This is a genomic window from Pseudoalteromonas sp. J2K-J979 (genome assembly GCF_058169715.2).
Genome location: NZ_CM200281.1, coordinates 1,917,170 through 1,940,296, shown reverse-complemented (window position 1 = coordinate 1,940,296; position 23,127 = coordinate 1,917,170). Strand labels below are relative to the sequence as shown.

General features: G+C 38.6%; 16 protein-coding genes. 10 read left to right on the top strand and 6 right to left on the bottom strand.

What is annotated here, in order from left to right; genetic code table 11:
* Position 1: 1 nt before the first annotated feature.
* Complete coding sequence (locus AC3KVK_RS08920; protein WP_490311884.1) at positions 2-427, bottom strand: DUF3019 domain-containing protein; 426 nt, start codon at positions 425-427, stop codon at positions 2-4.
* 9 nt (positions 428-436) lie between these two features.
* The gene (locus AC3KVK_RS08915) at positions 437-1,465 is read right to left on the bottom strand and encodes a MipA/OmpV family protein (RefSeq protein WP_490311885.1); all 1,029 of its coding nucleotides are present in this window, start codon (positions 1,463-1,465) and stop codon (positions 437-439) included.
* 287 nt (positions 1,466-1,752) lie between these two features.
* Between AC3KVK_RS08915 and AC3KVK_RS08910 the strand changes: the two genes are divergently transcribed.
* Positions 1,753-3,219 (top strand): methyl-accepting chemotaxis protein, encoded by a 1,467-nt coding sequence (locus tag AC3KVK_RS08910; RefSeq protein WP_490311886.1) that lies wholly within the window; start codon positions 1,753-1,755, stop codon positions 3,217-3,219.
* Positions 3,203-3,751 (top strand): DUF6436 domain-containing protein, encoded by a 549-nt coding sequence (locus tag AC3KVK_RS08905; RefSeq protein ID WP_490311887.1) that lies wholly within the window; start codon positions 3,203-3,205, stop codon positions 3,749-3,751. Before AC3KVK_RS08910 ends, AC3KVK_RS08905 begins: the two co-directional genes overlap by 17 nt.
* A gap of 11 nt (positions 3,752-3,762) precedes the next feature.
* On the opposite strand, the gene AC3KVK_RS08900 is transcribed toward AC3KVK_RS08905, so the two are convergent.
* Together AC3KVK_RS08900 and AC3KVK_RS08895 are read right to left on the bottom strand one after the other, a co-directional pair.
* Positions 3,763-4,965: a phospholipase D-like domain-containing protein gene (locus AC3KVK_RS08900; RefSeq protein WP_490311888.1), complete on the bottom strand. Its 1,203-nt coding sequence runs from the start codon at positions 4,963-4,965 to the stop codon at positions 3,763-3,765.
* A gap of 252 nt (positions 4,966-5,217) precedes the next feature.
* The gene (locus AC3KVK_RS08895) at positions 5,218-5,985 is read right to left on the bottom strand and encodes a substrate-binding periplasmic protein (protein ID WP_490311889.1); all 768 of its coding nucleotides are present in this window, start codon (positions 5,983-5,985) and stop codon (positions 5,218-5,220) included.
* Between the two features lie 219 nt (positions 5,986-6,204).
* Between AC3KVK_RS08895 and AC3KVK_RS08890 the strand changes: the two genes are divergently transcribed.
* Both AC3KVK_RS08890 and AC3KVK_RS08885 read left to right on the top strand, forming a co-directional pair.
* A complete protein-coding gene (locus AC3KVK_RS08890) occupies positions 6,205-6,963 on the top strand; it encodes a hypothetical protein (protein ID WP_490311890.1) in 759 nt (252 codons plus the stop codon).
* A 177-nt stretch (positions 6,964-7,140) separates the two neighbouring features.
* Positions 7,141-9,069, top strand: a complete 1,929-nt coding sequence (locus AC3KVK_RS08885; RefSeq protein ID WP_490311891.1) for a M6 family metalloprotease domain-containing protein — start codon at positions 7,141-7,143, stop codon at positions 9,067-9,069.
* Between the two features lie 301 nt (positions 9,070-9,370).
* On the opposite strand, the gene AC3KVK_RS08880 is transcribed toward AC3KVK_RS08885, so the two are convergent.
* Positions 9,371-9,865: a DUF1842 domain-containing protein gene (locus AC3KVK_RS08880; protein WP_490311892.1), complete on the bottom strand. Its 495-nt coding sequence runs from the start codon at positions 9,863-9,865 to the stop codon at positions 9,371-9,373.
* A 544-nt stretch (positions 9,866-10,409) separates the two neighbouring features.
* Between AC3KVK_RS08880 and dptF the strand changes: the two genes are divergently transcribed.
* From dptF to AC3KVK_RS08850, 6 genes are all read left to right on the top strand, one after another.
* Positions 10,410-12,002 (top strand): DNA phosphorothioation-dependent restriction protein DptF, encoded by a 1,593-nt coding sequence (dptF, locus tag AC3KVK_RS08875; RefSeq protein ID WP_490311893.1) that lies wholly within the window; start codon positions 10,410-10,412, stop codon positions 12,000-12,002.
* Positions 12,003-12,005: 3 nt separating this feature from the next.
* Positions 12,006-13,304, top strand: a complete 1,299-nt coding sequence (gene dptG / locus AC3KVK_RS08870; RefSeq protein WP_490311894.1) for a DNA phosphorothioation-dependent restriction protein DptG — start codon at positions 12,006-12,008, stop codon at positions 13,302-13,304.
* Positions 13,285-18,339: a DNA phosphorothioation-dependent restriction protein DptH gene (gene dptH, locus AC3KVK_RS08865; protein WP_490311895.1), complete on the top strand. Its 5,055-nt coding sequence runs from the start codon at positions 13,285-13,287 to the stop codon at positions 18,337-18,339. Before dptG ends, dptH begins: the two co-directional genes overlap by 20 nt.
* Entirely contained in the window at positions 18,329-19,450 is a 1,122-nt protein-coding gene (locus AC3KVK_RS08860) for a PIN-like domain-containing protein (RefSeq protein WP_490311896.1), read from the top strand. Before dptH ends, AC3KVK_RS08860 begins: the two co-directional genes overlap by 11 nt.
* Before the next feature lie 130 nt (positions 19,451-19,580).
* Positions 19,581-21,530, top strand: a complete 1,950-nt coding sequence (locus tag AC3KVK_RS08855; RefSeq protein ID WP_490311897.1) for a ParB N-terminal domain-containing protein — start codon at positions 19,581-19,583, stop codon at positions 21,528-21,530.
* 2 nt (positions 21,531-21,532) lie between these two features.
* The gene (locus AC3KVK_RS08850; protein WP_490311898.1) at positions 21,533-22,744 is read left to right on the top strand and encodes a hypothetical protein; all 1,212 of its coding nucleotides are present in this window, start codon (positions 21,533-21,535) and stop codon (positions 22,742-22,744) included.
* Positions 22,745-22,775: 31 nt separating this feature from the next.
* Here AC3KVK_RS08850 and dndE read toward each other — a convergent pair whose 3' ends face one another.
* Complete coding sequence (gene dndE, locus AC3KVK_RS08845; protein ID WP_490311899.1) at positions 22,776-23,126, bottom strand: DNA sulfur modification protein DndE; 351 nt, start codon at positions 23,124-23,126, stop codon at positions 22,776-22,778.
* Between the last annotated feature and the right edge of the window lies 1 nt (position 23,127).

The window sequence follows — 23,127 nt, the reverse complement described above, 5'->3', positions numbered from 1 at the left end:
ATTAAAATAATCGCCAAGAAGTCCGGGGTTTGCCTTTCTTTTTATGAACCCAGGCGACTGTTAATTGAGCCGTCGATAGGATCACAGTTCGATCAGGAGTGGATAATTGAAAATCAATGGAGTGAGAGGTTTTAATTTCCCCTTTAAACAGCCCTTGTTGACTGGTCTGCCAGCATTGTAACGGGGCGACTTTATTTGTTGCATAAAGGCAGTAATCATCCGTTTTTTGGCTGGACCAGTTAAGTTCAATAGTGACATAACAATCTTGCCCTTGTTGCATTGCTACGCACTGAGTCGGCATTAAGGTTAATTGCTGCTCTTGCGCATTAGCAATATTGATCCCCGCAGCGGTTAACAATAAGAAGGCGATTACGTTGCTAAATGAATGAGCGGCTCTGTGGCTGGTTTGCTTAATAAAGTGTTTCATTAGGCCACCTTAAAAAACAAAACTGAGAATTAAACCAGCTCGAAAGCCATCTTCTACCGCTTCGGGCCGATCTAAACTGACACGGTCAGATAACTCCGTATAATTAACAAAAGTACCAAAAACCCAATCAGTCGACAACGGATATTCAAAGCCAACTTCAGCGCTGTGGCTTAGGCCTGCACTTTTAGACAAACCTGTGCGCGAATCATACTCAAACAAGGTCTTTTCATGTGGAATGACCTCACGTGAACGATATTGCATCCCGACATTGGCATAGTAACTCCAATTTTTAAACTGCCCATCGTACCGATAAGAAAGGGACGCTTCTACGCCATCACTGCCAATTTCATTGCGGCTAAAAGGAGAGTAGATGACTTCCATTTGGCTATTTTCGAAATAACCAGATGCTCTAAAACCACCTCGTTTATGTAGGTTTTGTACAGTTAAGCCCTCGAGTCCTTCAATGCCCTTGTTATCGCGCTGATAAAACACATCAAATGACCAAGTGGGTGTGTTAATCAGGTTAAAGCCCCAAGCAGGTAATGAATACATGCCATGCATTCTGCGCGTTGCAAGGCCTGGTGCTTCAATAAAAAACCCTAATAATTGCAAACGATAATTGAGGTCGATATCAAATTCTGAGCTGGGCTCGTCGACAGATAAATACCGAAAGTCATCACCAAAGGTGCTGATTGCACTGAGGCCGAGGTAAAAGCCATCGCGAGGGTTTGATTCAAAGCGAAAATGCACATCTTCATCTTCGGCTTGTTTTTCATCATCACGGTTAATTTCAATGCTATGCGTGTCTTTGCTCGTGCATTTTATGCTGCATTTGCTGATTTGGTCATTCTCAAAGTCGATTAAAATTTGGCGAAAATCGTCCTGAGAGCGAGGTTTATTATCTGGTAAGGGGGCTTGCTCGATTGGTGTCGCTGGATCCACATCGTTTGGCTCTGACGCCAGACTATAAAAAGATAGGCTGAGAAATAAAGCGCTTGAAATAAGACGTGCTAGCAATGTTTTTGGTAAGTGTGTCATAAAATCCCTGTGAACGTTTTTTATTAAGATGCCCTTAGTCTATGGAGATGCCAGACAAAAAGACGTATCACATCTTGTGCAAATGTATCACTTTGTATCAGTTAAGCGATCATTACAGCAAATTAGCGCACGGTACACAATAAGGGATTGAAGCTAAGGCTGATAACCCACAAAAAGTAAACTTCTTATTTGGTACTCTAAGTCAGCTTAACTACAGTTAAGATCAGTATTGAGCGGGCTATTTTCACTTAAACGAGTGTCAATATGATTGAGCGTTTGGATTAAATATGACTACACAAAGTAAATTGTTTTTTGTGCTTTTTATTGCACTTTTTATCGAGTCTGTGGCGATGTCTTTTGTTTATGACACATACTTAGCCATGATTTCAATAGGTTTACCAGCTTTGCTGGTACCGCTTTACTTAATTAAAACCGTGCCTGATAGTGCGTTATCTCGCCATGCAGCCGCCCTAGGTGCCATGATTTTTGCCTGCTTACATATCCATCAAATGAATGGCTTGATCGAAGTGCATTTTGAAATATTTATTTTAATGGCGTTTCTGATAATTTTCAGTGACTGGAAGGTATTCATTACCGCGATAGCGGTTGTGGCAGTTCACCATTTGTCTTTTTACTTTATGCAAGTTAACAATGTTGGTGTGTATATTTTTGATCAAGACCGTTTGATGTTTTCAACGGTGCTGATCCATGCCGTGTATGCCATTGTTGAATCGATAATTGCGGGTTATATTGCAAAAACAATGCGCGATGATAGCCACGTGGGCAGGGAGCTCTCAACGGTCACAGCACAATTGACCGAAAATAAGCAAGCAATTGATTTGTCGTTGCGAGCCAATGCGCAAGATAACCTCACCTTAAATGGCTTTAATCAGTTATTGGTATTACTTAATACTCTGATCAGCGATGCTAAAAATCAAGCCAATGATTTAGTAAACAATACTCATCATCTAGCCAGTTTAAAAGAATCGTTATTTGCCTCTGCATCAATTCGCAAACAAGAAAACGCACATATTGCTCAGTCAGTTGAACAATTACTCGATACCGTCAATATGATTGCCAATCAAACTAACCAACTCAGCAACCAAATGGAACAAGCAAACCAATTGACTCAGAGCTCTGAACGTAATATTACGGAAATTAACAATAAAAATAACGTATTACTTGAAGCTCTCAATAGTACTAGCGGTCAAATTCAAGAATTAGCTAAAGCCAGTGATGTCATTACGTCAGTGCTTTCTGAAATCACCGGTATTGCCGAACAAACGAATTTACTTGCTCTTAATGCGGCCATTGAAGCGGCTCGAGCGGGAGAACAAGGCCGAGGCTTTGCAGTCGTGGCAGATGAAGTGAGGGCATTGGCAAATCGCACTAAAGACAGCACAACAAAAATTGCTAAAACAATTTCTGAGCTAACGACTTACTCGAAAAGTTCAACCGACGCGATGCAGGATTGTGTTTCAATTGTGGATGGGGTGCTCGCAGTTGCAAATGAAGCAAATAAACAGATGAAAGAAGCGTCTCAATTGGTTAATTTATCGAGTGATATAGCCAGCTCAGTTGCAAGTGCGGTGGATGAACAATCATCCACGACAGCCAGCATAGCGTCGAGTACGGATAATATGAAACAAGCGAGCCTCGATGATTTACATCAAATATCTTTGCTGTCGAGTGAAACAGATAAAATTAAACATTCAATAGAAACGCTCGAGCGTAATATTGCGAATTTTAAATGATACCGCAACACCGCCACATTATTGGCTCGTTGCAGCATGGCTGTTGGTCACCTTAGTTGCTGCCAGTTTTTTCATTAGTAAAAAAGTGGTTGAATTTGACCCGAATCAATTACTTGAAAAGCTTTCTCATCAAGAGATTGTTGAGGCTGTATTGACAGAGCAGAACGCGCAATTAGACCAAGTAACGCCATCAAAAAGCGTTACCTTATTTCAGTTTACTGAAGAAGGCTGTCGGTGCAATCTGACTAGCCAACCTCATATGAGTAAGTTAAGCGCGCAAGCAGAAACATTGGGCGTCAATCTGGTTAGTTTAAAATTAACCGACTCACTAAGGGCTGTTATACCCTCGACACCGGCGGTACTGATGATCAATCAACAAGGGGAATTAGCGTATTTAGGGCCATACGGGCAAGGGTTTGCCTGCACACAAAACACCGATGTCGTTGCGACTGTCCTCAACAATTTACAAAAAGGCTTTAATTCTGCCTTAGTGATCAATCAAGCCAAAGGCTGTTATTGCCCGACCAGTTAAAGTCCATCAAGTTACAACAAGCAGTTACGATTTTTACCCGCTAAACAAAACGAATGATCAAAATGTGCGGCGAATTCTGAGGCTGTTTGAGTATCATAGATAACAACAATATTCTCATCATTTTTAAATGCTGCGGCACCGCTTAAATTATGTGAACCCGTCACAACGACGTTATCAATAATCAGATATTTGTGATGCCATTTATCGCCACCAGCCAGATTAGCAATGCGAACATCTGCGGGCTTTAGCCAAACCTGATTGGCGAGCCCTGTAAAACTATCTGTTTCGACTTGTCCTTTTTGATTGCGTTTTTCAATGCCTTTCATATCCATAAACTCAGAATAATATCGTGAAAAAAAAGAAGCATCGCCAATTCCTTTTACCACGACACCTTGCTGGTGGCGGCGGTACATCGCATCGGCAATATTTTGACTACTAATCACAAATTGTGCGAGGTAGATCCGCTTTTTGGCTGTGAGGATTATTTTTTCGATTGAGTCTAGGCTAGAGCCGCTATAAAGAGTGGGCGATTGAGGCGTAAATTGTACGTCAATCCGAATGTTATCATTGCTCGTAAAAACGGTCGTCAAGGCATGATCGGGCTTGGCTAGCCCAAATAATGAGTTTTGACGGAGCCCAGGTCCATCGCCCCACATTAGATTAAATTGTTGCGTAAATTGCTCTGCTAATTGGACAGATTCGATGATCACAATATGGTTATCATTGCCCTGGCTGACTAAGGTGCCATGCTGATCGAGATCACCGTGAATACCGGATTGAGTAAAGTTGGTGCTGCCTGTTAAGACGGTTTGGTTATCGACAATAATAAACTTATTATGTTGGATCCCCGAACCTTTCGACCCGTTTTCAGTATCATCAATATACGGCACGTCCATTTGAGATAATGTGCTCAGAGCAAGGTGGTTATCAGTACCGAGATTGTCTTTATCGGTGATTAAACGCACGTCAAGCCCCCGTTGCTTTGCTGCAACAATCGCCTGCGAAATAGCGAGTAAATCAAGGTCATAGATTGCAATGTACAAACTGGACTTGGCAGAGCCAATGACTTCTATAATTTTATGCTCAAGGTTGGCCTGCTGAGCTGGAGGATTGACGGCACGATTAAAAAAAACTTGAATATCGTCTGCCCAACAAAGCGAGGGCATTAAAACACAACACAGCAATGCTGCGGCAGATTGTTTAATACAAAACATAATTGCCTTTAATTAGTATTATTAGTGGCTTAATCGTAGAGAGTGTACTTTATTGCACTGATGGCAAGAATAACAGTGGCAGATTAATTTAATTTCCATTAAGTGCAAAATTAAAACACCAGTGTAATTCATTTGTCTCACGGGACATGTTTAAGTACATATCTTATGATGTTATTGATATTTAAGCTGCAGTGAGGCGGTTGATTAGTATATATCTAACGAATTAATAAATTTGCTGGTAGCACACAGGGGCTAGGGGTGTTCGGCCTGAGTGGAACTTGAAAGACCACGATAAATATATCGATTATAAATGGCGCCAAATTCATCATTTTTAATCATGGTCTCAAGGGCGTGATTCATTTGCTCAAGTAACGAGCTTAGGTTTGGTTGCATCCGCATTGCGACAGGCAACTTACTGACTTGGTAAATAGAATGAAAGCTCTGATATTTAGGGTTCATTTTTATAAAATAATAAGCAGTGACATCACCAATCAAGACATAATCGATTCGTTGATGTTGCAGTTGTGCTAGTAGCAGTGATTCAGATAAATTTTCAATCTTAATTAGTTTATCTGGCGCAAAATGGCGTTCAAACTCGCCATATTTATAGCCACGTACCACACCAATCACTTTACCATAGAGTTGTTCTGGCTGATGAACCGTTTCAGCCTCACGGGCTAAAATCACTTCGCGAGAAAACATGTAATCGATACTGTAAACCCCAGCTACTTCGTTATGCTGACGCCAGATAGGATTGATCCCCGGTTCAATATCAATGAGTCCCTGATTAAAGAGTTGTTGACCTCGCATCACCGAGACAGCAATAAATTTAAACTCGTGCCCGGTTAGTTCACTGAGTCGTGCAAAAATATCAGGAAAAATCCCTTTTATTTGTCCATGTTCAAAATAGCTATAAGGCGGGTTTGCGCCATCATAGCTGAGCACAGTGTATGTTTTGCTAAAAGCAAAAAAACTAAACGAACACAAACACCACAACAAAGCGATCATTAAGCGAGCCAAACCAATCCCCTAAAATACAATCGAGATGGTTTAATTATGGTTGATAAGCTATTTTGCGCGAACCTTAAGGCGCGATAAATGTGATTGTCAAAAAATTGCCTGTAATCAAGGCTGCTAACCAATTGATAAGTGATTGATAACTTAAAAGGGTGCCAGCCTTGTAAGTTGGAATAAACCTTGCTGTTTAAAATACAATCAATGGTAGTTGTGTGGTCTGTTATGAATATGTTTAAAGCGCTGTTAATTACACTAATATGTTTAGCCTTGTCTGGTTGTGCAACTTTACACTTGGTCTCGTTTGGAGTTAGTGCGTTGAGCTATTCGTTTACGGGTAAATCTGTGACAGATCATGTTATTTCGCAAGTTACCTCGCAAGATTGCGCCTTACATCGGCTAGCACTCGGTCAACAAGCCTGTTTAGCGCCCACTCAAGACTATATTGCGGTGTTAAACTCACCCAATCCTTTAAAAGCCGATAATAAATGGCGTTTAAACGCATTCAACAGCCAAGCCATTGAGCAGCCTGTTAGCACTCAAGCAGTGCCCCCGACCAATGTAAATCAGCCAGACACTGCTGCACCCGCAGTGACATTAAAAGCGATCACACAGTTCACTGCTGTAGGATTTAACAACCAGAGATTAGAGCCGCTTGAAACTAAACCATTGCAATCAATCACATCACGCACAGATCAGTTTTACGATCGGTTAATTCCAGCTGATGAAATCCCCGAACTTTATGCCGTTGTCGGCACATTTATCCAACAGAGTTATGCCAAAATAAGACGTAAAGAATACCAAAAACATCAGCCACAATTATTAAAAACAGGAAAATTTTACCAAGTAGTCATCGGCCCTTTTACCTTAACAGAGTATGAAAAATTTGCAGCGCTAAAACATGAAGAGGCGCCTTGGCGAATTCGTTTATGCGAGGATTTAACCCACGCACCTTGTCAGGCAACCATGCTCGCTAAAAGGTAGAACAGGCCGAAGTCACGACTCAACAGAGAAATCAACAGAATCGTCGCACGTTGTATCTAAATCGATACAAAATTAGGTAAGTGTTTCCCTAAAATGTTGACGCCATACTTTAATAAGTGTGAATTTTATGTAAATTTAAATTACCTAATACGGGTAATTTGAATTGAAGGGAACAACATGAAGGTAAAATTGACACTCTGTGCAGCGGCAGTGGTTTGCGCAAACGCATTTGCAGCCATTCCATATCACAACACTCAATACACATTTAAACAACCCAATGGTGAAGAAATCACGTTAACGCTTAATGGTAACGACTATTATGCCGAGCAGCGTGCCCAAGATGGCCGTTTAGTAATGTTTGATAACACACTAGGTGGCATGGCGTATGCCAAGGTCAATCTTGCGGGGACGGGGTTAGAATCAACCGGGGAGTTGGTCAGTAATCAAATTAAGGTGGAACAACAGCAACTCGAACCGTTATCGGCACACAGTCAACGAGGGCTCAGCACTGATGCTAAAGCCAAGCTGGTGGCCGAAAAAATGCAAAAGCTGCTTGGCCATACAGCTTTTGATCACAAGGATGACACGTTGACTCTGCAGCCTGTTGACCAACCGAGGCACCCCAGCGTTGATCAGACTTCTGATCTGAACACGCAAATTAGCGGTAACGTAAAAGGGCTGACCATTATTATCGATTTTCCTGATGAGCGCGGCAGTATTAGTAAACAGCAAGTTGAACGTTTTTTAAACGACATCAACTACAACGAGTTTGGCAATGCACAGTCTGTTCGGGGCTATTTCAAAAGTGTATCAGGTAACAAATTAGACTACACCAACACAGTAACGCGGTATTACACCGCGAAAAAGAACAAAGCGTATTATGCAGATTCAAGCCTAAGCTCCACTGTGCGCACACAAGAGTTGATCAGCGAAGCGCTCAATTGGCTTGAGTTCCAAGAAGGTTTTAACTTTGCAAGCCTGACCACCAATAGCTCAGGGGGCATACGCGGCTTGAATATTTTGTATGCCGGTAACTCAGACAGTGCGTGGTCAAAAGGGTTATGGCCGCACATGGCCAGACTCAGCCCACGCTTTTGTGCCGATGGTGTATGTACCGATCGCTACCAAGTCACCGATATGCGCAGCAGTCTAGCAATTGGTACATTTGTTCACGAATCAGGGCATCTCATCACTAACTGGCCAGATTTATATGACTACGATGGCAGCTCTGAAGGCTCAGTCGCAAGCTTTGGCGTCATGGGTTACGGGGCTATTGGTAGCACAAACCGCTTTAAACCTACACCACCGGTGGCCCACTTTCGTGCACTTGCTGGGTGGGATACGGTCACTGAGCTCAACCCAGCCATTAATCGTAACGCGCCAACAGGTACATTGAGCCATACCTCAGACAGCAACACCGCCTATAAATGGACCAATCCAGCTAAAACAAACGAAGCGTTTTACATCGAAGCGATTCATCAGTCTGGGCAAAGCTCAGAACAACCAGACCAAGGTTTAGCGATTTGGCATGTCGATAGCCAAGGCAATAATTCAAATGAATGGAAACCATACATTCAAATGGAACACGCAGATGGCAACCGAGACCCCGAATACAAACGCAATCGCGGCGATGCAACCGATTTGTTTGCTTATGCCGGGGAGTTTTCGAGCACATTGCCCAATGCACAAACATCACGGGGAACCAACGCCTTATGGTGGAATGGTCAAGACTCAGGCCTAAGCATCAGCAATATTAGCGCACCTGATAAAACAGTGAGCTTTACGGTAGGTAGCAGTGTAATCGAACCACCAGTAGGCGAAACCTATACCGGCAACTTGCAAGATAAACAGCAAGCCATCGAGCCGAATGGCACATGGTTTCAGTACGCTGGTGGCGCGATGACTCTTGATCTTACGGGCCCAAGTAACGCCGACTTCGATTTGAAAATTGAACGCTGGCAGGGCGGTGCGTGGCAACAAGTGGCACTGTCTGAAACACCGACATCGACCGAGCAAATTAGCTACAACGCAAGTTCTGGCTACTACCGCTTTGTTGTGTATTCGTATTCGGGAGCAGGTAATTACACCTTAACCGTAACGAAATAAACCAACAACCCGCTGCTACAAATACGTTGAACACTCGACATATGCGCGAAGCCATTAAGCTTTACGGCTAAACACCAACCCGTAGCAGCGGGTTTACCCCGCGACAGCTCTTAAACACCGCACACAATCATCAACTTAAAAAGTAGCGACATAAAGTCGCAGCTACAAACGTGATGAATAATCGACACATACAAGACGCACGCAAGATTTACGGTTAGGCACCAACCCGTAGCAGCGGGTTGACCCCGCGACAGGATCTAAAAAAGGAGGAATAAAAACATAAAAACACACAACCAAAAAACTAATGACCCGACATTTTATACGGCTGGTGGCTATGACTTAACGCAATCAACTGTTCAACATCGCAACAGGCCGAAAGCGTAACGTGGGCGGAGTTCATTTCAAGCCAACGGCCCGCCTCAAAATAGGCCACATTCGCAAACCCCGTTTGCCAATCATCGCTTAACGACAAGGTTAGCTTTAAATTTTCGCGCTCCGCAGGGGTGTTATCTACAAACACCGCATACGGAAACACCCCATCGGCGACCACTAAAATGGGCGACATGTCTTGCTCGGTGTTCACACACCAATCACCATAAATAAACGAGGACGAATCAAGGGTAGAGTGGCTATCACAACCAATAATATGCGCAACGCCACTAATAGTATGTTTACTGGTATCGAGTAAAAAGTGCAGCAGCAACTCATTCACTGCGAGCGTGTCAGATCCTTTGGTATTACTACACACATGATACGTTAACGGAAATAATCCAATCCCAGCTGCAATCGATGCCATAACTATCCCTATACCAATAGCAAAAACGCCCACTCGACAATCAAACGGATAAAAGTAATGGGTACACAATGACTACTAACTTAGAACAACTGAGAGGTAAAATTATTACACGCTATTACATCGAGATTCTGTAAACACGCTTGGTTGCGCAGTTAACACATAGCCACTAGGTAAAGAATAGACTTCAAATAAGGCTAAAGTACCAGCGTTAATAGGGCTCAATTAGTTGTTTTATATTAAAAAACTATGATACATTTCAAAAATAGCGTGCTTGTTCAAACATAACGTGCTCACTATGCAGGCACTCATTTAATGGCCATTTACAAATTATCAAAACCGCGACTGAGCGATATAAAACAACAATAAATCACGCAAAGGACCCGCGGATGACTGCCAACAAAACGGACACCACTCTCGATTATTACAATCAGCATGCAAGCACCAAGCAAACTATATGTTTGCACATAGTGACCCACACTAAAACTCTAACCTTAATTAACCAAAGTGTGGTTGTAGCGCAGCCACCTGTCTATAGGTTTTAAAAATGCGATTAATAGAAGCCCTCAGTGTTTTATCAAAAGCCTCACCGTATGCTGTTTCGACAGAGAGAACAGATAAGAAAGAGTCTTTACTCGATCAAATTAAGTCTTATTTATACATTCAAATGCCTATAGAAGAAGTGGTAAATAACACTATTTCGAGTTTTGGGGCAAACGACAAAAAAGTACTTTTTTTATGTGGTAGTAGTGGTGATGGTAAATCTGAACTTTTAACAAAAGCTAAAGTTAATTTTGGCTCACGGATTAAATTCCATTTAGATGCTACTCACAGCTTTGACCCACAAGGTTCTGCAATTCAAACATTAGATAAAGTCTTCAATGATTTTGAAGCATCAAACAGACCATTGGTAGTTGGAATAAACGCCGGTATGTTAGGTAATTACGCTGAAGAAGGTCAAAATCAATTTATTCGTAGTAAAGTCAGTGCATATCTTAAAAATAAAAATATCAAAGATGACATTGCTATTTTTATTAATTTTGAAGATTTTCCAAAGTTTGAAATAGGAGATGATGGTTATAAATGTGATTTTGCAAAAAAACTCCTACAAAGAATTACACAGCAAGAAAATAACATCATTCGCCAGCTTATTGAAAAAGAAAAACTACAACAAAACGATGTTTCAACGTTACGCTTTATCGCTAACTTCGAATTACTCAGTTTACCTTCTGTCCAAAAAGTGATTATTGACCTGCTATTCAAAGCGCGTTTAATGCGAGATCAGTTTTTAACTGCGCGAGCATTACTTGATTTTGTTCATGAGCTTTTACTCGGAGAAGGCTATTTATTCGACAACTTATTTGCAGGTGGGGATAACGAGCTTGCTAATAAAATTGAGAATTTTGACCCCGCGCACCTTCGTACTAAAGAAGTCGACCGTTTTATTCTAGCTTTCGATCTAGGTTTGCCTGATGCAAAGTTTGATACTTTTAAAAATGCATTAAACCAGTTCGGTATTACAAATATTGAAAGCGGAGCTCAGTATCTGCGTTTATTTTACTTACTTAAATATGATGAGTTTGCTAATAATTATCATCAAAATTTTACTGATGACTTTAACGAATTATTAATCGAAAGCTATATCTCTGTCTACCAGCTACATAAGTCTTACAGCGGCGACAACAAGCAAAAAAACAGTTTAAAAGAGTTTTATAGAGACACCCTAATCTCAGCTATTCGTACCTACATAAATCGAAATGCACCAAAGTTAGGTAAAAAGTTCTTTTTACTTTCAGATTTTGGTGATTACCAAATTGCAGCACCAGCAGATTTAACTATGGATGCTAAATCTATTGCGAACTCTACAACCACCAGTAGTGCATTTTTTAATGCACATTTAAAGCTGCAAGATAAAAAGTTTAAGCTGCCAATTAATATTAACCTTTTGTCACTACTGATTAATATAAACAATGGTTATCGACCTAATAAACATGACAAGAATTCGGTAATACTGCTAGATGAGTTAGCTGCGGAAATCGTACAGAAAGCAAAAGTTGCAACAGAAATAGTCATTACAGGTGTTGATGGTAAATATCATTTAGAACTAGATGATGAAGATATTATGGTTAGTGAGGGTTAATAAATGCCATTATTAGAAGAGTTAAAGCCAAAAAATAATAGTGCTGCTAGTTATTTCCCTGTTTCAGCTAATAGCGCTAACAATAAGTATGATTGGGAAACGGTAGTTGGTTTTTTCATCAAGTCTCTACACAGTCTTAAACTGGAAAAAAATATTGAGTCACTAGAAGATTTTAAAAAACTATGTAAAACGCATTTTACCAATAAGCTAGATGGCGAACCGTTATGGCATGTTATCGAAAAAATGTATTTTGATAATGAGCAAGTACTAAATATAGCTCCTGAGATGCAAGCGTTAAAAGTGTTGAACCCTGACAAAAGTAATTCAGGAGACGAACGTTTAACGTCATTATTTAATAGTTTAATGGGTGGTGTTGAAGTTACAAATGCACCAAAAGCACAGCTTAACTTTTTAGAGCAAGAGGTTAAAAAGGTATTTGACTCGCCACTTGTGACTAATAAAAATCAAAAAGTTCGCAAACAACATAGTGCTTACCTGCCTTTTTTAACAGACCAATTCCAAAAAGACTTAGTTTTTTTAGTTAGCCACCCAGAACATTTTTTACAAAATATTAAAGCCTTCTTAAAGCTGTATGGTTTTTTATATACCGCACAACTATCACTCAATATAAAAGGCTGGGCACAAGAGCCAGAGGTAAAACCTTGCTATTTTATCTTAGACAACGAAAAAGCCAGTAAAGAGCGCACAAAATTGCAACTCCATGGGCACAAGCAAGTGATTGAATCTAGCTATTCACTTTTTCCATATTTGGCTCTAAATGAAAGCCTACAAGATGCAAAAATAACGATAAGTCCTTTATGGCAATTATTTGAAGAGCTCACTGATAGTGATATCGACGCTTTAAACAATTATGCTGCCGAATTTTATATTGATAGAAATTTAACGAGTCAACAAACTCCAGCGGGGACGCTAAGTGAAGCAATTAGTTATTTAGCCAAGCTTTTTACTGAGCAATTTAAAAAAGGTGCCACGCGTGAAACTGCTTTTAACAATTTTGTAAAAGCAACTCGTGAAACCTTAATCAAGCCTTTTGAGCAAAACCGCCGCAGAGCAGGCTCATTCTTAGTATTAAACCAAGACTACCTATTGTTGCTTACGAATTTGTGTATTGGTGAAAACGAAAAGTTAAGACTCCACGAGTTGTTAATTGAGTTTCAAAAACGCGGTGTGTTTTTTGATAAAAGTAGTGAAGAGTGTTTGATCGATTTGTTTGAAAGAATGGGCAATGTAGAAAGAATGAGTGACAGTGGAGATGCAGTTTATGTCAAAAAAACTATATGAAGACTTTTTAGTTGATCATTTTTGTCAGTGGGCAACTAAGGGTTTTGAAGGCGAAAGTCGCTTTCAGTTTCGCTCACCAGATAGCGATAATAGTTTAAAGCTTTATCAGGCAATGCTTAATAAGGCAGATACAAGCGTTGAATTGAAAACAAATGACATAGATCAAACACTGCCAGCTATCACTTTTGGTAATTCTACGTTAATACCTGTTGTACATAGCGAAAGTGCGCAAGGGCTAAGTGAAAACTTTATCTCGCATTTACGCGATTTAGTATCAGCGCAAGATGGCCCTTTAAAAGACTGTGCATTACTCGTTATTCATAACTCTTATTTAGATACTTTAATTAACTCAGCACGTGATTTAGGAAAAACTGGGGAAGTGTGGCATCCCTCAACAATAAAAAAATCACTCAGCGAGCTTATTTTATCAATTAGCGGCACTGACAAAGTATCTCAGTGCCTGCTCGATCATCGCTTTAAACTAATCATTGAAGATGGTGCCACCATGTTTGGTTTTACCGAACTTTATGATGCGTTAGAAGATGGTGTGATTCAATTTAGCGAATTAGGTCTATTTAACGATAACACGATTGTCAGCTGGGACGATACAGACCAGATCGATAAGCGTTTGTCACAAAACCACCAGTTATACGGGTATATTGGAGAAATAGTCGAAAAATACCCACAAGAGCTTGTAGAAAAATTGGGCGACTTAGACCTCAGTGAAAAGTTTGTAAATACCCATTTTGCAGACGGTCAGAAGTGGGAGGAGCTAGACTTTGGAGCCATCCTTAAAGAGCGGCGAGATAATAAAGAAAACCTACTGTCTTTCGAAAGTGAAACAATAGCCGATATTGACTTTATAGCCCGAGAAAGCAAAAAAGAGCGTCATTTAATTATTCAAATGCCAGAGGGCAAAACCGATTTTAAAATTGAAGCTAGTTTTGTTGGCGGTAAAATTCAAAAAAATGAATTAAAACTACAGCACACTAAAGAAGAAATTATCCTTGATGTAAATAACCGCTCGCAAAAGCGAAGTATTGCTGAAATTTCAGGGTCGTTTGATAATAAGCCACTTTATTTTAGTGTTGATTTTAAACGCGAAAAACCACAAGAGCGCTTTAAGTACAGAGTGTTAGTTATACCGCAAGGTGCTTTTTATCTTGATGATTTAGCTGATAGCTTTTTGCTTGCAACACACCCTAAAAAACAACTCATTACTCTACAAACTAATGCAGGTAGTTTAAAAATTGCAGAGCAGGGACAACTCACAACAGTTACTCATTCAAACCAAACATTTTCAGTGCAAGATTTTCAAACTGTAGACTTCGCACAGTTTGCCAATGAAACAGACAGCTTAACTTTTGCAGTACAAAGTGGGTCGCATGTACTTAATTTTGAAGTGGACGGCGCTGTTTCGTCAGACACGTTAAGCTTACCGCTCGTGTTAGACACCAACCTGTTTAACCGTTTATACAATGATAATTTTAATGGCTTATATAACCGCGCTAAAGAAAAGGTGGTTATTGACGGGAAAGACTTAAACCCAACAGGCATGCGAAAAAACCTATTAAATTGGGAAGCAAAACTACAAGATGAGCGCATACTTGCAACAGAAGCCGCTGGTAGGCCAGAAGTTACATTAGACAATATTGAAAGCGCATTCCCAGATTTATTTGCAGCTTATCAATCACTATTTGATTACCTAGACGAGCGAAAGGCACTTATAAGTACTTGCTCGTGGGGTCCCGAGTTTTTAGGTTTAGCAACTAAGGTTGTTGAAAGCTATTTAGCTCACATTACTAAGTTAGAAACCAAATCCCTGTTATCACCACAAGCTAATATGCTAGTGAATATCGGTATTGCTGAATTTGAAGATCAAGAATACATAACACCGCTGCACCCATTAACACTCGCTTATTTTTCTCAACTGGTAACACGTGCCAGTGATGAAAACGACAGTAGTTTTAATACCTTACCTAAAGCCACAATTGTACGTTTAAATGCCGAAGGCTTATTACCGTTTGTATGGCATGCAACAGACGGTTTTGCATACAATCAAGCTGTGGCTGATAACCGTATGTGGTGCAAGCTAGTTTCTAATAAAAAAGCTGCACTTGAATATGTACGCCCATTAGTAAAGCAAAAAACGAGTGAGTTTACTAAAGCGTTTGATGTTCTTTTTGATAAAGGCAGTAAAGAGACCGTTTATATTAATTCTATAAACAATGGCAACAATACAGCATTGTTTTTGGGCTTAGTGGATTATCTAAAAAAGAAATCACCTGACGAAGCAAACCGTATTCACGTAAATATTTACGACAAAGCACTACAACGTACTTACTTTGATGATTTTGCCGATGCGCCAAGCTATGACGAACTAAAAGAGATAGCTGATCTAGGTAGCGAAAAAGACAAAGCCGATGCCATTGCTGACATGCTCAAAAATCGCATTACGTACAGTAAGTTTAAGCTCAATGCACAAGAACCAACATTTAATTATGCACACATTAGTTTTGTACGTAACGATACAACAGTAGAGCCAGTGCCAGTTGATGTACTGACCGAAAAAACAGGCGTTGCCTGTCATGGCTTATTAGCTGGTGAAACCGCATATCAAGAGCAACAAACCTACTTTACAACCTTTGGCCTAAATAAACTCGATGTTGACAGTACAGCTACATTAAAACTAAGTAGTCAATTTAACAGCTTGGCAAAAGCTGCATGGTGCGGGCAAAAGTACGAAACTAGTAATGGCTTAGGTTTAAAAGTGGCGGGGCAGCTGTCAGAGCTGCTTGATGGGGTATACGAAAACTCCGTATGGACGGTGATTATTGATCCTAAAGTCACACTTGAGTTTTTTAAAGGTCAAAAAGATGCGGTACTCATCCACTACTCAGACAACTTTACTAATTCAGCAAATTACGATGCGATAACCGTTACCAAGCGCCGAGACTTATACGACCAAGTACTTTCTCAAGGTATTAAAGGCCTAATAGACGAATTTAATGCCTTTAATGGTGAATGGTTACTAAAAATGATCACCAGTAACGACAACGACCGAAAAGAGAAAAAAAGCATAATAGGTGCTTATAAATACGTAAACTGTTTGCTGCATCAAAGCGATATTACATGGGTGCCAATGAGTGTGGCCGAAATGCTACGTGTAGCAGGTAATATTGGCTTAAAAATGAGTGATAGCGACTTCTCGCGCTACTCACAAAATATAAAAAGCGGCGCTATATCTGATGACGTTTTATTTGTTGGCTTTAAAGGTAGCAACATGTACTTGCTACCGCTTGAAGTTAAAATTGGTAAAAAGCGCACACACGGCAAAGGCATTCAACAAGCTAAAGAGCTTAAGCGTTATTTAGTCGAAAACTTATTTGGCCGTGACGATCTAGCAGGGCATTTATACCGAGGCTTGTTTATTCGTCAAGTATTGATGCAAGTTGATAAGTTTGAATTATACAAAGTTTACGAGAATGGCTACTTTAACGAGCTACAAAATAATCGTGAATGGTGGTTACAAGGTGATTACCAAGTTGCCGACTTAGCTGACTACCCGCAAGGTTTTATGATGGCATTTTTTGAAAACGCCGATTTTGCCAAAGAAGAATACACCGTTGAAGACGATATTCTACAAATCATACTACCAAGCGCTAACTTAAACCGTTTTATAAGCACGCCACTACAAACATTACTTTCTAACATTCAAAGTAGTGAGCTTTGTTATATATCAGAGCAATACATACTTGAAGGCGAAGTGGTAAATAAAAGTAGTGTGACGCCAATAAAGCCCATTGAAAAAATAGACCCAGATAAACCAAAACCTGTAGATGATGTTTTACCTAAAGTTGCCGAAGAAGCAGCACCAAGCATTGTTGTAAAGCCTGCGGCTACAGACTCATTAAAAGTGCTTGTTGGCCATGTTATGCAAAATAATGAGCCTGTGTACTGGGAGCCAACTAACACCGCTAAATTTATGAATACCAACTCAGGTATTATCGGCACTATGGGCACTGGTAAAACACAGTGTACTAAATCAGTAGTGACGCAGCTTTATCGCAATCAGCACAATAATGTTGATGGTAAACCAATTGGCATACTGATATTTGATTACAAATCGGATTATGTAGACGATAAGTTTATTGATGCCACCAATGGTAAAAAGTTTAATTTACATAAGCTTCCATATAACCCGCTTAGTTTATTTGGTGATACACCCATGCTGCCTGTGCACACAGCACGTGGCTTTTCAGAGACTATGGGCAAAGCGTTTAACTTAGGCACTAAGCAACAGCTTAAGTTACGTAAATTAATTGGCGATGCTTACGACTTGGCAGGTATTCATAAAGCGAATAAATCTACATGGAGCAAAGCTGCACCGACTATGGCTGATTTGTGGTCATTGTTTTTAGATAGCGAGCCAGCGGAAGATTCACTTTACGCAGCGCTTGAGAGCATATGTGAGCTTGAAATATTTGAAGATGATACTAGCAAGTGTATGTCGCTTTACGAGCTTGTAGATGGCATTACCGTAGTTGAGCTGGCGGGCTACCCAGGTGAAATACAAAACCTAGTTGTGGCCCTGACACTTGATTTGTTTTATTCGCAAATGCAAAAACAAGGTAAACCAGAAGTACAAGGCGACTTTAGACAAGTTACTAAATTGGTACTGGTTGATGAAGCCGACAACTTCATGTCGCAAAACTTTCCAAGCCTACGCAAAATATTAAAAGAAGGTCGTGAATATGGCGTGGGGGTTATTTTATCAACCCAAGATATCACCCATTTCAAGACCAGCGAAAATGATTATTCTGCCTACATATTAAGTTGGATTGTGCATCGCGTTGCGCAAATAAAAACCCAAGATATTAAAGGTATATTCAACAAAGATGATAAGTCAGAGCAAGAGCTACTGATGAAAAACATCCGCGAGCTTGAAAAGCACACCAGCCTTTACATTGATGGTGAAAAACAGATCAAGCGCATTAAAGATAAAGCGTTTTGGGAGTTATTGAATGAGGAGTAAATTCCCAGGTTTTGATGATAATTATTTAGAAAAATATATTCTTTCAAGTAAAAAAGTGACAGTTGTCTTTGACACAAATATTTTATTAAACTTATATCGTTATGAAAAGAAAATCGCTAATGACATTGTTTCTCAAATCAAGTCACTAAAAAGAAATGACTTTTTTGAGGTTTGGTTGCCTCATCAAGTAGCATTAGAATTTAACTTACAAAGAAAATCTACTTTTAAGACGCAAGGCAAAGCAGTTCAAATGTTTAAAAGTGATTTTGACTCATTTAGAAAAAGAGTTAGAGGGTTAGCTCAGGTTGGAGGGAAAAATAGTGAGCTAGCACCCTTGCAGGCTGAGCTGGGTCCTCACTTTCATGAGATAAGTAATATTATTGAAAAACATTTCCAAAAGCATAAAAAAACTAAACGAGATGATAAAGTTATAGATCAAGTTTACGAAATTTTTGATGGAGTTGTTGGTGAAAATTATTCTCTAGATAAAATGTGTGAGTTGGAGAAAGAAGGTGAATATAGGTATTTGCATAATATACCACCGGGATTTGATGATTATGGGAAAGAAATCACTTATAGTTATTTAGGTACAAAAATTGAATCAAAATATGGAGATTTCATACTTTGGAGTCAATTAATCGATAAGGCTATAGATAGCCAAACTGCGCTAATTTTTGTAACTGGTGATGAAAAGCCTGATTGGCAATCAAAGGATTTCGGAAGAGTACACCCAGAGTTAATTAACGAATTCAAGCTTAAAACTGGTCACGATTTTTATGCACTTTCACTACCAAATTTTCAACGGTACTTCGAACCAAAGCTGAAACGCAAACTATCAAAAGAGACTACTACAGAGATTACAAACTTAAATTTCAAAGATAATTCTGGTTGGCTAGAGGAAATTTTAGAAGTGTTTTACTGCTATAATAGACCGCTGGCTTTAAAGGAAATTAGTAGACATTTTTACGAAAATACAGAGCGAGACTTACCTCCTACATGGGAAAAAATAATTCTCAGGACTATTTGTAACCATTGCTCTGATGTTAAAGCTTATTTAGGGAAAAAAGATATATTTAAGCGAGTAGAAAGTGGTTTATATGAACTAAGGTAACTTTGTAATTGTTTTAAATTCAGAGCTTAAGAAAAATCTTGCCTTCATATTTTGATTAAAAAATTAAAGGCACAGGGTTTGATAACTAATAAGCAAAATTGAAAAATCATTAATTTATAAAGAGAAAGTTATGAGTGAATTAAAAGGCTTTGCACCTAGAGATACTTTTGAACTGAAAAGAACAGGAACGTTTGGTAATTTTTCAGCAGCAGGCTCTTTTCCCGTTGATTACGTATTAACTTCATTTGATATTGAAGACTTGAAGCATCTAACATTTGCAAGGGAATTAGTTAGTAATAGTTTGGATTTCGAGATGATGATGCAGCGTGATATCGATGAAGATAGAGCCCGTAAAGAGCTTGCGGAATATATATATCCATCAAATAAGAGTTCAACAGAACTAGAGTCAAATATAGTATTTTTTCCGCCTATAATAGTAGCTATTTTGCGAGTAAAAGACGATGAAATACTAACTTACTACCCTGAAAGAAAAGATAATATTGACGGTGCTTTTGTTGAATCTAGGTGGGGCGATTTATTTAAGATTAAAGGTTTTTCTGATGAAAACCTGAAACAGTCTAGTAAGTTAGGTGATTACAGAGTCCAAAAGTCCCCTGTAGAAATAGGGTTGAACACAAATAGTGATGGAGCTAAGTTAGTTGTAATTGATGGCCAACATCGATTATTTGCAATTAAAGAAATGTTAAATTCAGATAAAAAATCGGCATTGGAAGATCTTCACTTACCTGTATGTATTGTATTTCCTCCTAACGCAACTGAACCTAATCAAATAAATAGAGTACCTTCATCTACTGAAGTATTTCGGCATTTGTTTGTAGATGTAAATGCAACAATGGAGCAGGTTGGCGGGCACTTTACTATTTTATTAAAGGATAACAATATAAGTTCAGTGGCAATAAGAAAGCTCTGCGATAAGATAATTCGTGATAGCGACTATGGCAGGGAAACTCTCTCAGCAATTGAATGGAATACTAAGAGTAAAAAAGATGCAACTGTCTTAACTAAAAGGTATAGCGTGACAAGCATAGGCATCATTGAAAAAGCATTATCGGAAACAATTGGGAACTCACAAAGAGTAATTAATTATGTTTTAGATAATGAAGTTGAAATTGAGTGGGAAAACTTTGATCTATCTCAAAGAGCTTTTTTTGATGATGTTATTTCTAGAACATTGGTTGAAAGAATTTATACATTTATAATGGGCATCGATGTATACAGGAGCTGTTTTGATAAGCATGTTGCTTTATTGAATGCCATAGAAGAAAAAACATGTGGTACTAACAATTCAACAAAATATAAAATAGTTCACAAAGCAATTTTAAATGCAACTACTATTCCTAGTGATGAAAAAGGAATAATCGAAGATATTTACGCTCAGCTTTTATCTGATTCCCAGCAATTTAGAAAAAATAATGTAACAATGGTAATAAATTATGCACTGTTTCAGAGAGCATTCTTTAATGTTTGGTATACATTATTAACTAAATTGCGAGCTTACTATAATGCAGAGGTTGTTACTGATTTTGCAATCATTGTTATAAACAAAGCTTTAACGGATGAACTTGGTTTATTATCACTGAGTAATAAATTTTGTCAGTATAATATTTGGCTGGACGGAGGGATAAAAAAAGGAGAAGGCACTAAAAAGAATATACATGACTTAATTATTGGAAACTTAAGTGGATTAAATATTAGAGAAATCCTACTTGAAAATAATATGACTCATGAAAATATTGATAGTGTAGTCGACGAGCTAGAAGGTACCTCTGAAAAAGCACTAAATGATTATTTTGTTAAATATAAAGAAAATAGACAAAAATCATTTCAGGTTGAATATGTTAGATCTTCTCTACTTACTGAAGATGAAATAGAAGAGCTTGATCAAGCAAAGAGAATGTTCGAGATAAGCTTAACGAAAGTGAAAGCTGGGAAAATAGACAAGACAGATATTGACTATACTTTCGAAAAGTTAGTATCTAATTATGTTTCTGAGGAGGTAGAAGAAGCAATACAGGAACTTAGAAATTTAATTGGATTTGATTTAACAATAGTTAATTAATTATGGTTGTTTTTATTGTTGTTGATAAATTAGATAGTGTTACAAAAATAACAAATGTTTTAAGTGAGTTTATTCTAACTCGACCAGTTAAAGATTATGAGTTTGTTGTTTTTGGTACGTCTGTTACTTATAGGGATATTAAACGAATTCTGACAAGTCACCCATTGTGTGACTTTTTTGACTTCAGTTTCATACCTCTGAATGAAAAAAATAAAGTTCAATTAAATGAATATGTCAATTTAAAAACATTGTTAAAACTTAACGATTTATTTTACGGAGTTAATTCAGTTGGCAATGTTAAAGCTTTTTTAGTGGAAGCTAAATATGAAGGTATTAAGCTATTAACGAAACTCTATGATAGTTGTTTGTACACGAAGAAAGGTATCATAAGTGGCTCTTCGGTAATAAAATTTGAAGATCCATATATTAATATTATCTATAAAAGAGTTATAAGAAAGCTATCTAACTTTATAAATTATGAACTATTATTTTTAAATCCTTCAACTAGTTGTGATAATCATTATTTAACACTATGCGAAAAGGACAGGCTTATGGAGTTGTCTTTTAACGAGTATAAAAATAGGCTTCTTCAGCTTCTAAAGGATAATAGGTTTCTGACCAGCGAAGTATCTTTTTTATTGAATCAGAGGGTTACATATATAAAAAGGCTTGAAAGATTGAGCCATATCTACTATGAGAAAAGTGAAGATTCAGAAGTTTTTTATCATTTAGCTTTCTATTACCACATAGTGGCTAAGAATTTATATAGCTCCAATAAAATAGCCGTTTGCTTAGCTATGTGTGTCCGAGTTTTGGAGGTGTATTTGACTGGTTACTTGATGAAACACTTTATGGCAAAACCTCATAATAAGAGGATAAAGATAAAAAATGATAAAGGGAAGTGGTTAAATGCTAATGGCTTCGGTGCTATTTGGGGCTGTTTTAAGCTTTTCTATCCTGGTACTCTGCCGACCCACCTAGAGAATGAAGTTGATTCTATAGTTAGTTATCGTAATATATCATTCTATGGACATGGTTATTTATCATTGACTAAAGCTAGGGCCGAGACAGCCATAGATACGATAAGGAATATTATTTTTGAGATAGAATCTAATTCGAATAGTACTTTCTTTAGTAAGTGCGACTTAGAATGGGTTTATTTAGATAATGACTTACATAAAGGGTTGCTTTCAAAAGGTTTTAACTTGGCTTAAAGCTCAATTGGCTTGAGCTTTAAAACTTCGTTCAAGATACAACTTTAAAAAATTGATTAGTATTTTTATTTCTAATGCTGGAAATCCCATCCTCAACGTGCGCTGCCCAAGCTGTTTGTAATTCTTTATCAGAATACTCAGGGTAGCGCTGTTTGAGTAATAGCTCAGTCACCATTTGGGTTTTACCTAGCCACGTGAATTTATCAAGTTTAAGGCTACCAGAAAGCTTGTAGTCTTTTTCTTTATTGAATATAAATCCCTTTTCGATAGAGCGAAAAAACGCGATACGGGCTGCTACGTTTGGTGTAACGCCTGTTTTGCCTTTTAGGGTTTGAAGCTGTTCTTCTACGGCTTTATTAAGCCACATAGTTTGTGGGAGCATG

Coding starts and splice junctions, on each gene's coding strand:
- dptH (WP_490311895.1), top strand. CDS start 13,285: ATGTCAAAAAAACTATATGAAGACTTTTTAGTTGATCATTTTTGTCAG.
- AC3KVK_RS08910 (WP_490311886.1), top strand. CDS start 1,753: ATGACTACACAAAGTAAATTGTTTTTTGTGCTTTTTATTGCACTTTTT.
- AC3KVK_RS08855 (WP_490311897.1), top strand. CDS start 19,581: ATGAGTGAATTAAAAGGCTTTGCACCTAGAGATACTTTTGAACTGAAA.
- AC3KVK_RS08885 (WP_490311891.1), top strand. CDS start 7,141: ATGAAGGTAAAATTGACACTCTGTGCAGCGGCAGTGGTTTGCGCAAAC.
- AC3KVK_RS08880 (WP_490311892.1), bottom strand. CDS start 9,865: ATGGCATCGATTGCAGCTGGGATTGGATTATTTCCGTTAACGTATCAT.
- AC3KVK_RS08915 (WP_490311885.1), bottom strand. CDS start 1,465: ATGACACACTTACCAAAAACATTGCTAGCACGTCTTATTTCAAGCGCT.
- dptG (WP_490311894.1), top strand. CDS start 12,006: ATGCCATTATTAGAAGAGTTAAAGCCAAAAAATAATAGTGCTGCTAGT.
- AC3KVK_RS08890 (WP_490311890.1), top strand. CDS start 6,205: ATGAATATGTTTAAAGCGCTGTTAATTACACTAATATGTTTAGCCTTG.
- AC3KVK_RS08920 (WP_490311884.1), bottom strand. CDS start 427: ATGAAACACTTTATTAAGCAAACCAGCCACAGAGCCGCTCATTCATTT.
- dptF (WP_490311893.1), top strand. CDS start 10,410: ATGCGATTAATAGAAGCCCTCAGTGTTTTATCAAAAGCCTCACCGTAT.
- AC3KVK_RS08860 (WP_490311896.1), top strand. CDS start 18,329: ATGAGGAGTAAATTCCCAGGTTTTGATGATAATTATTTAGAAAAATAT.
- AC3KVK_RS08850 (WP_490311898.1), top strand. CDS start 21,533: ATGGTTGTTTTTATTGTTGTTGATAAATTAGATAGTGTTACAAAAATA.
- dndE (WP_490311899.1), bottom strand. CDS start 23,126: ATGCTCCCACAAACTATGTGGCTTAATAAAGCCGTAGAAGAACAGCTT.
- AC3KVK_RS08900 (WP_490311888.1), bottom strand. CDS start 4,965: ATGTTTTGTATTAAACAATCTGCCGCAGCATTGCTGTGTTGTGTTTTA.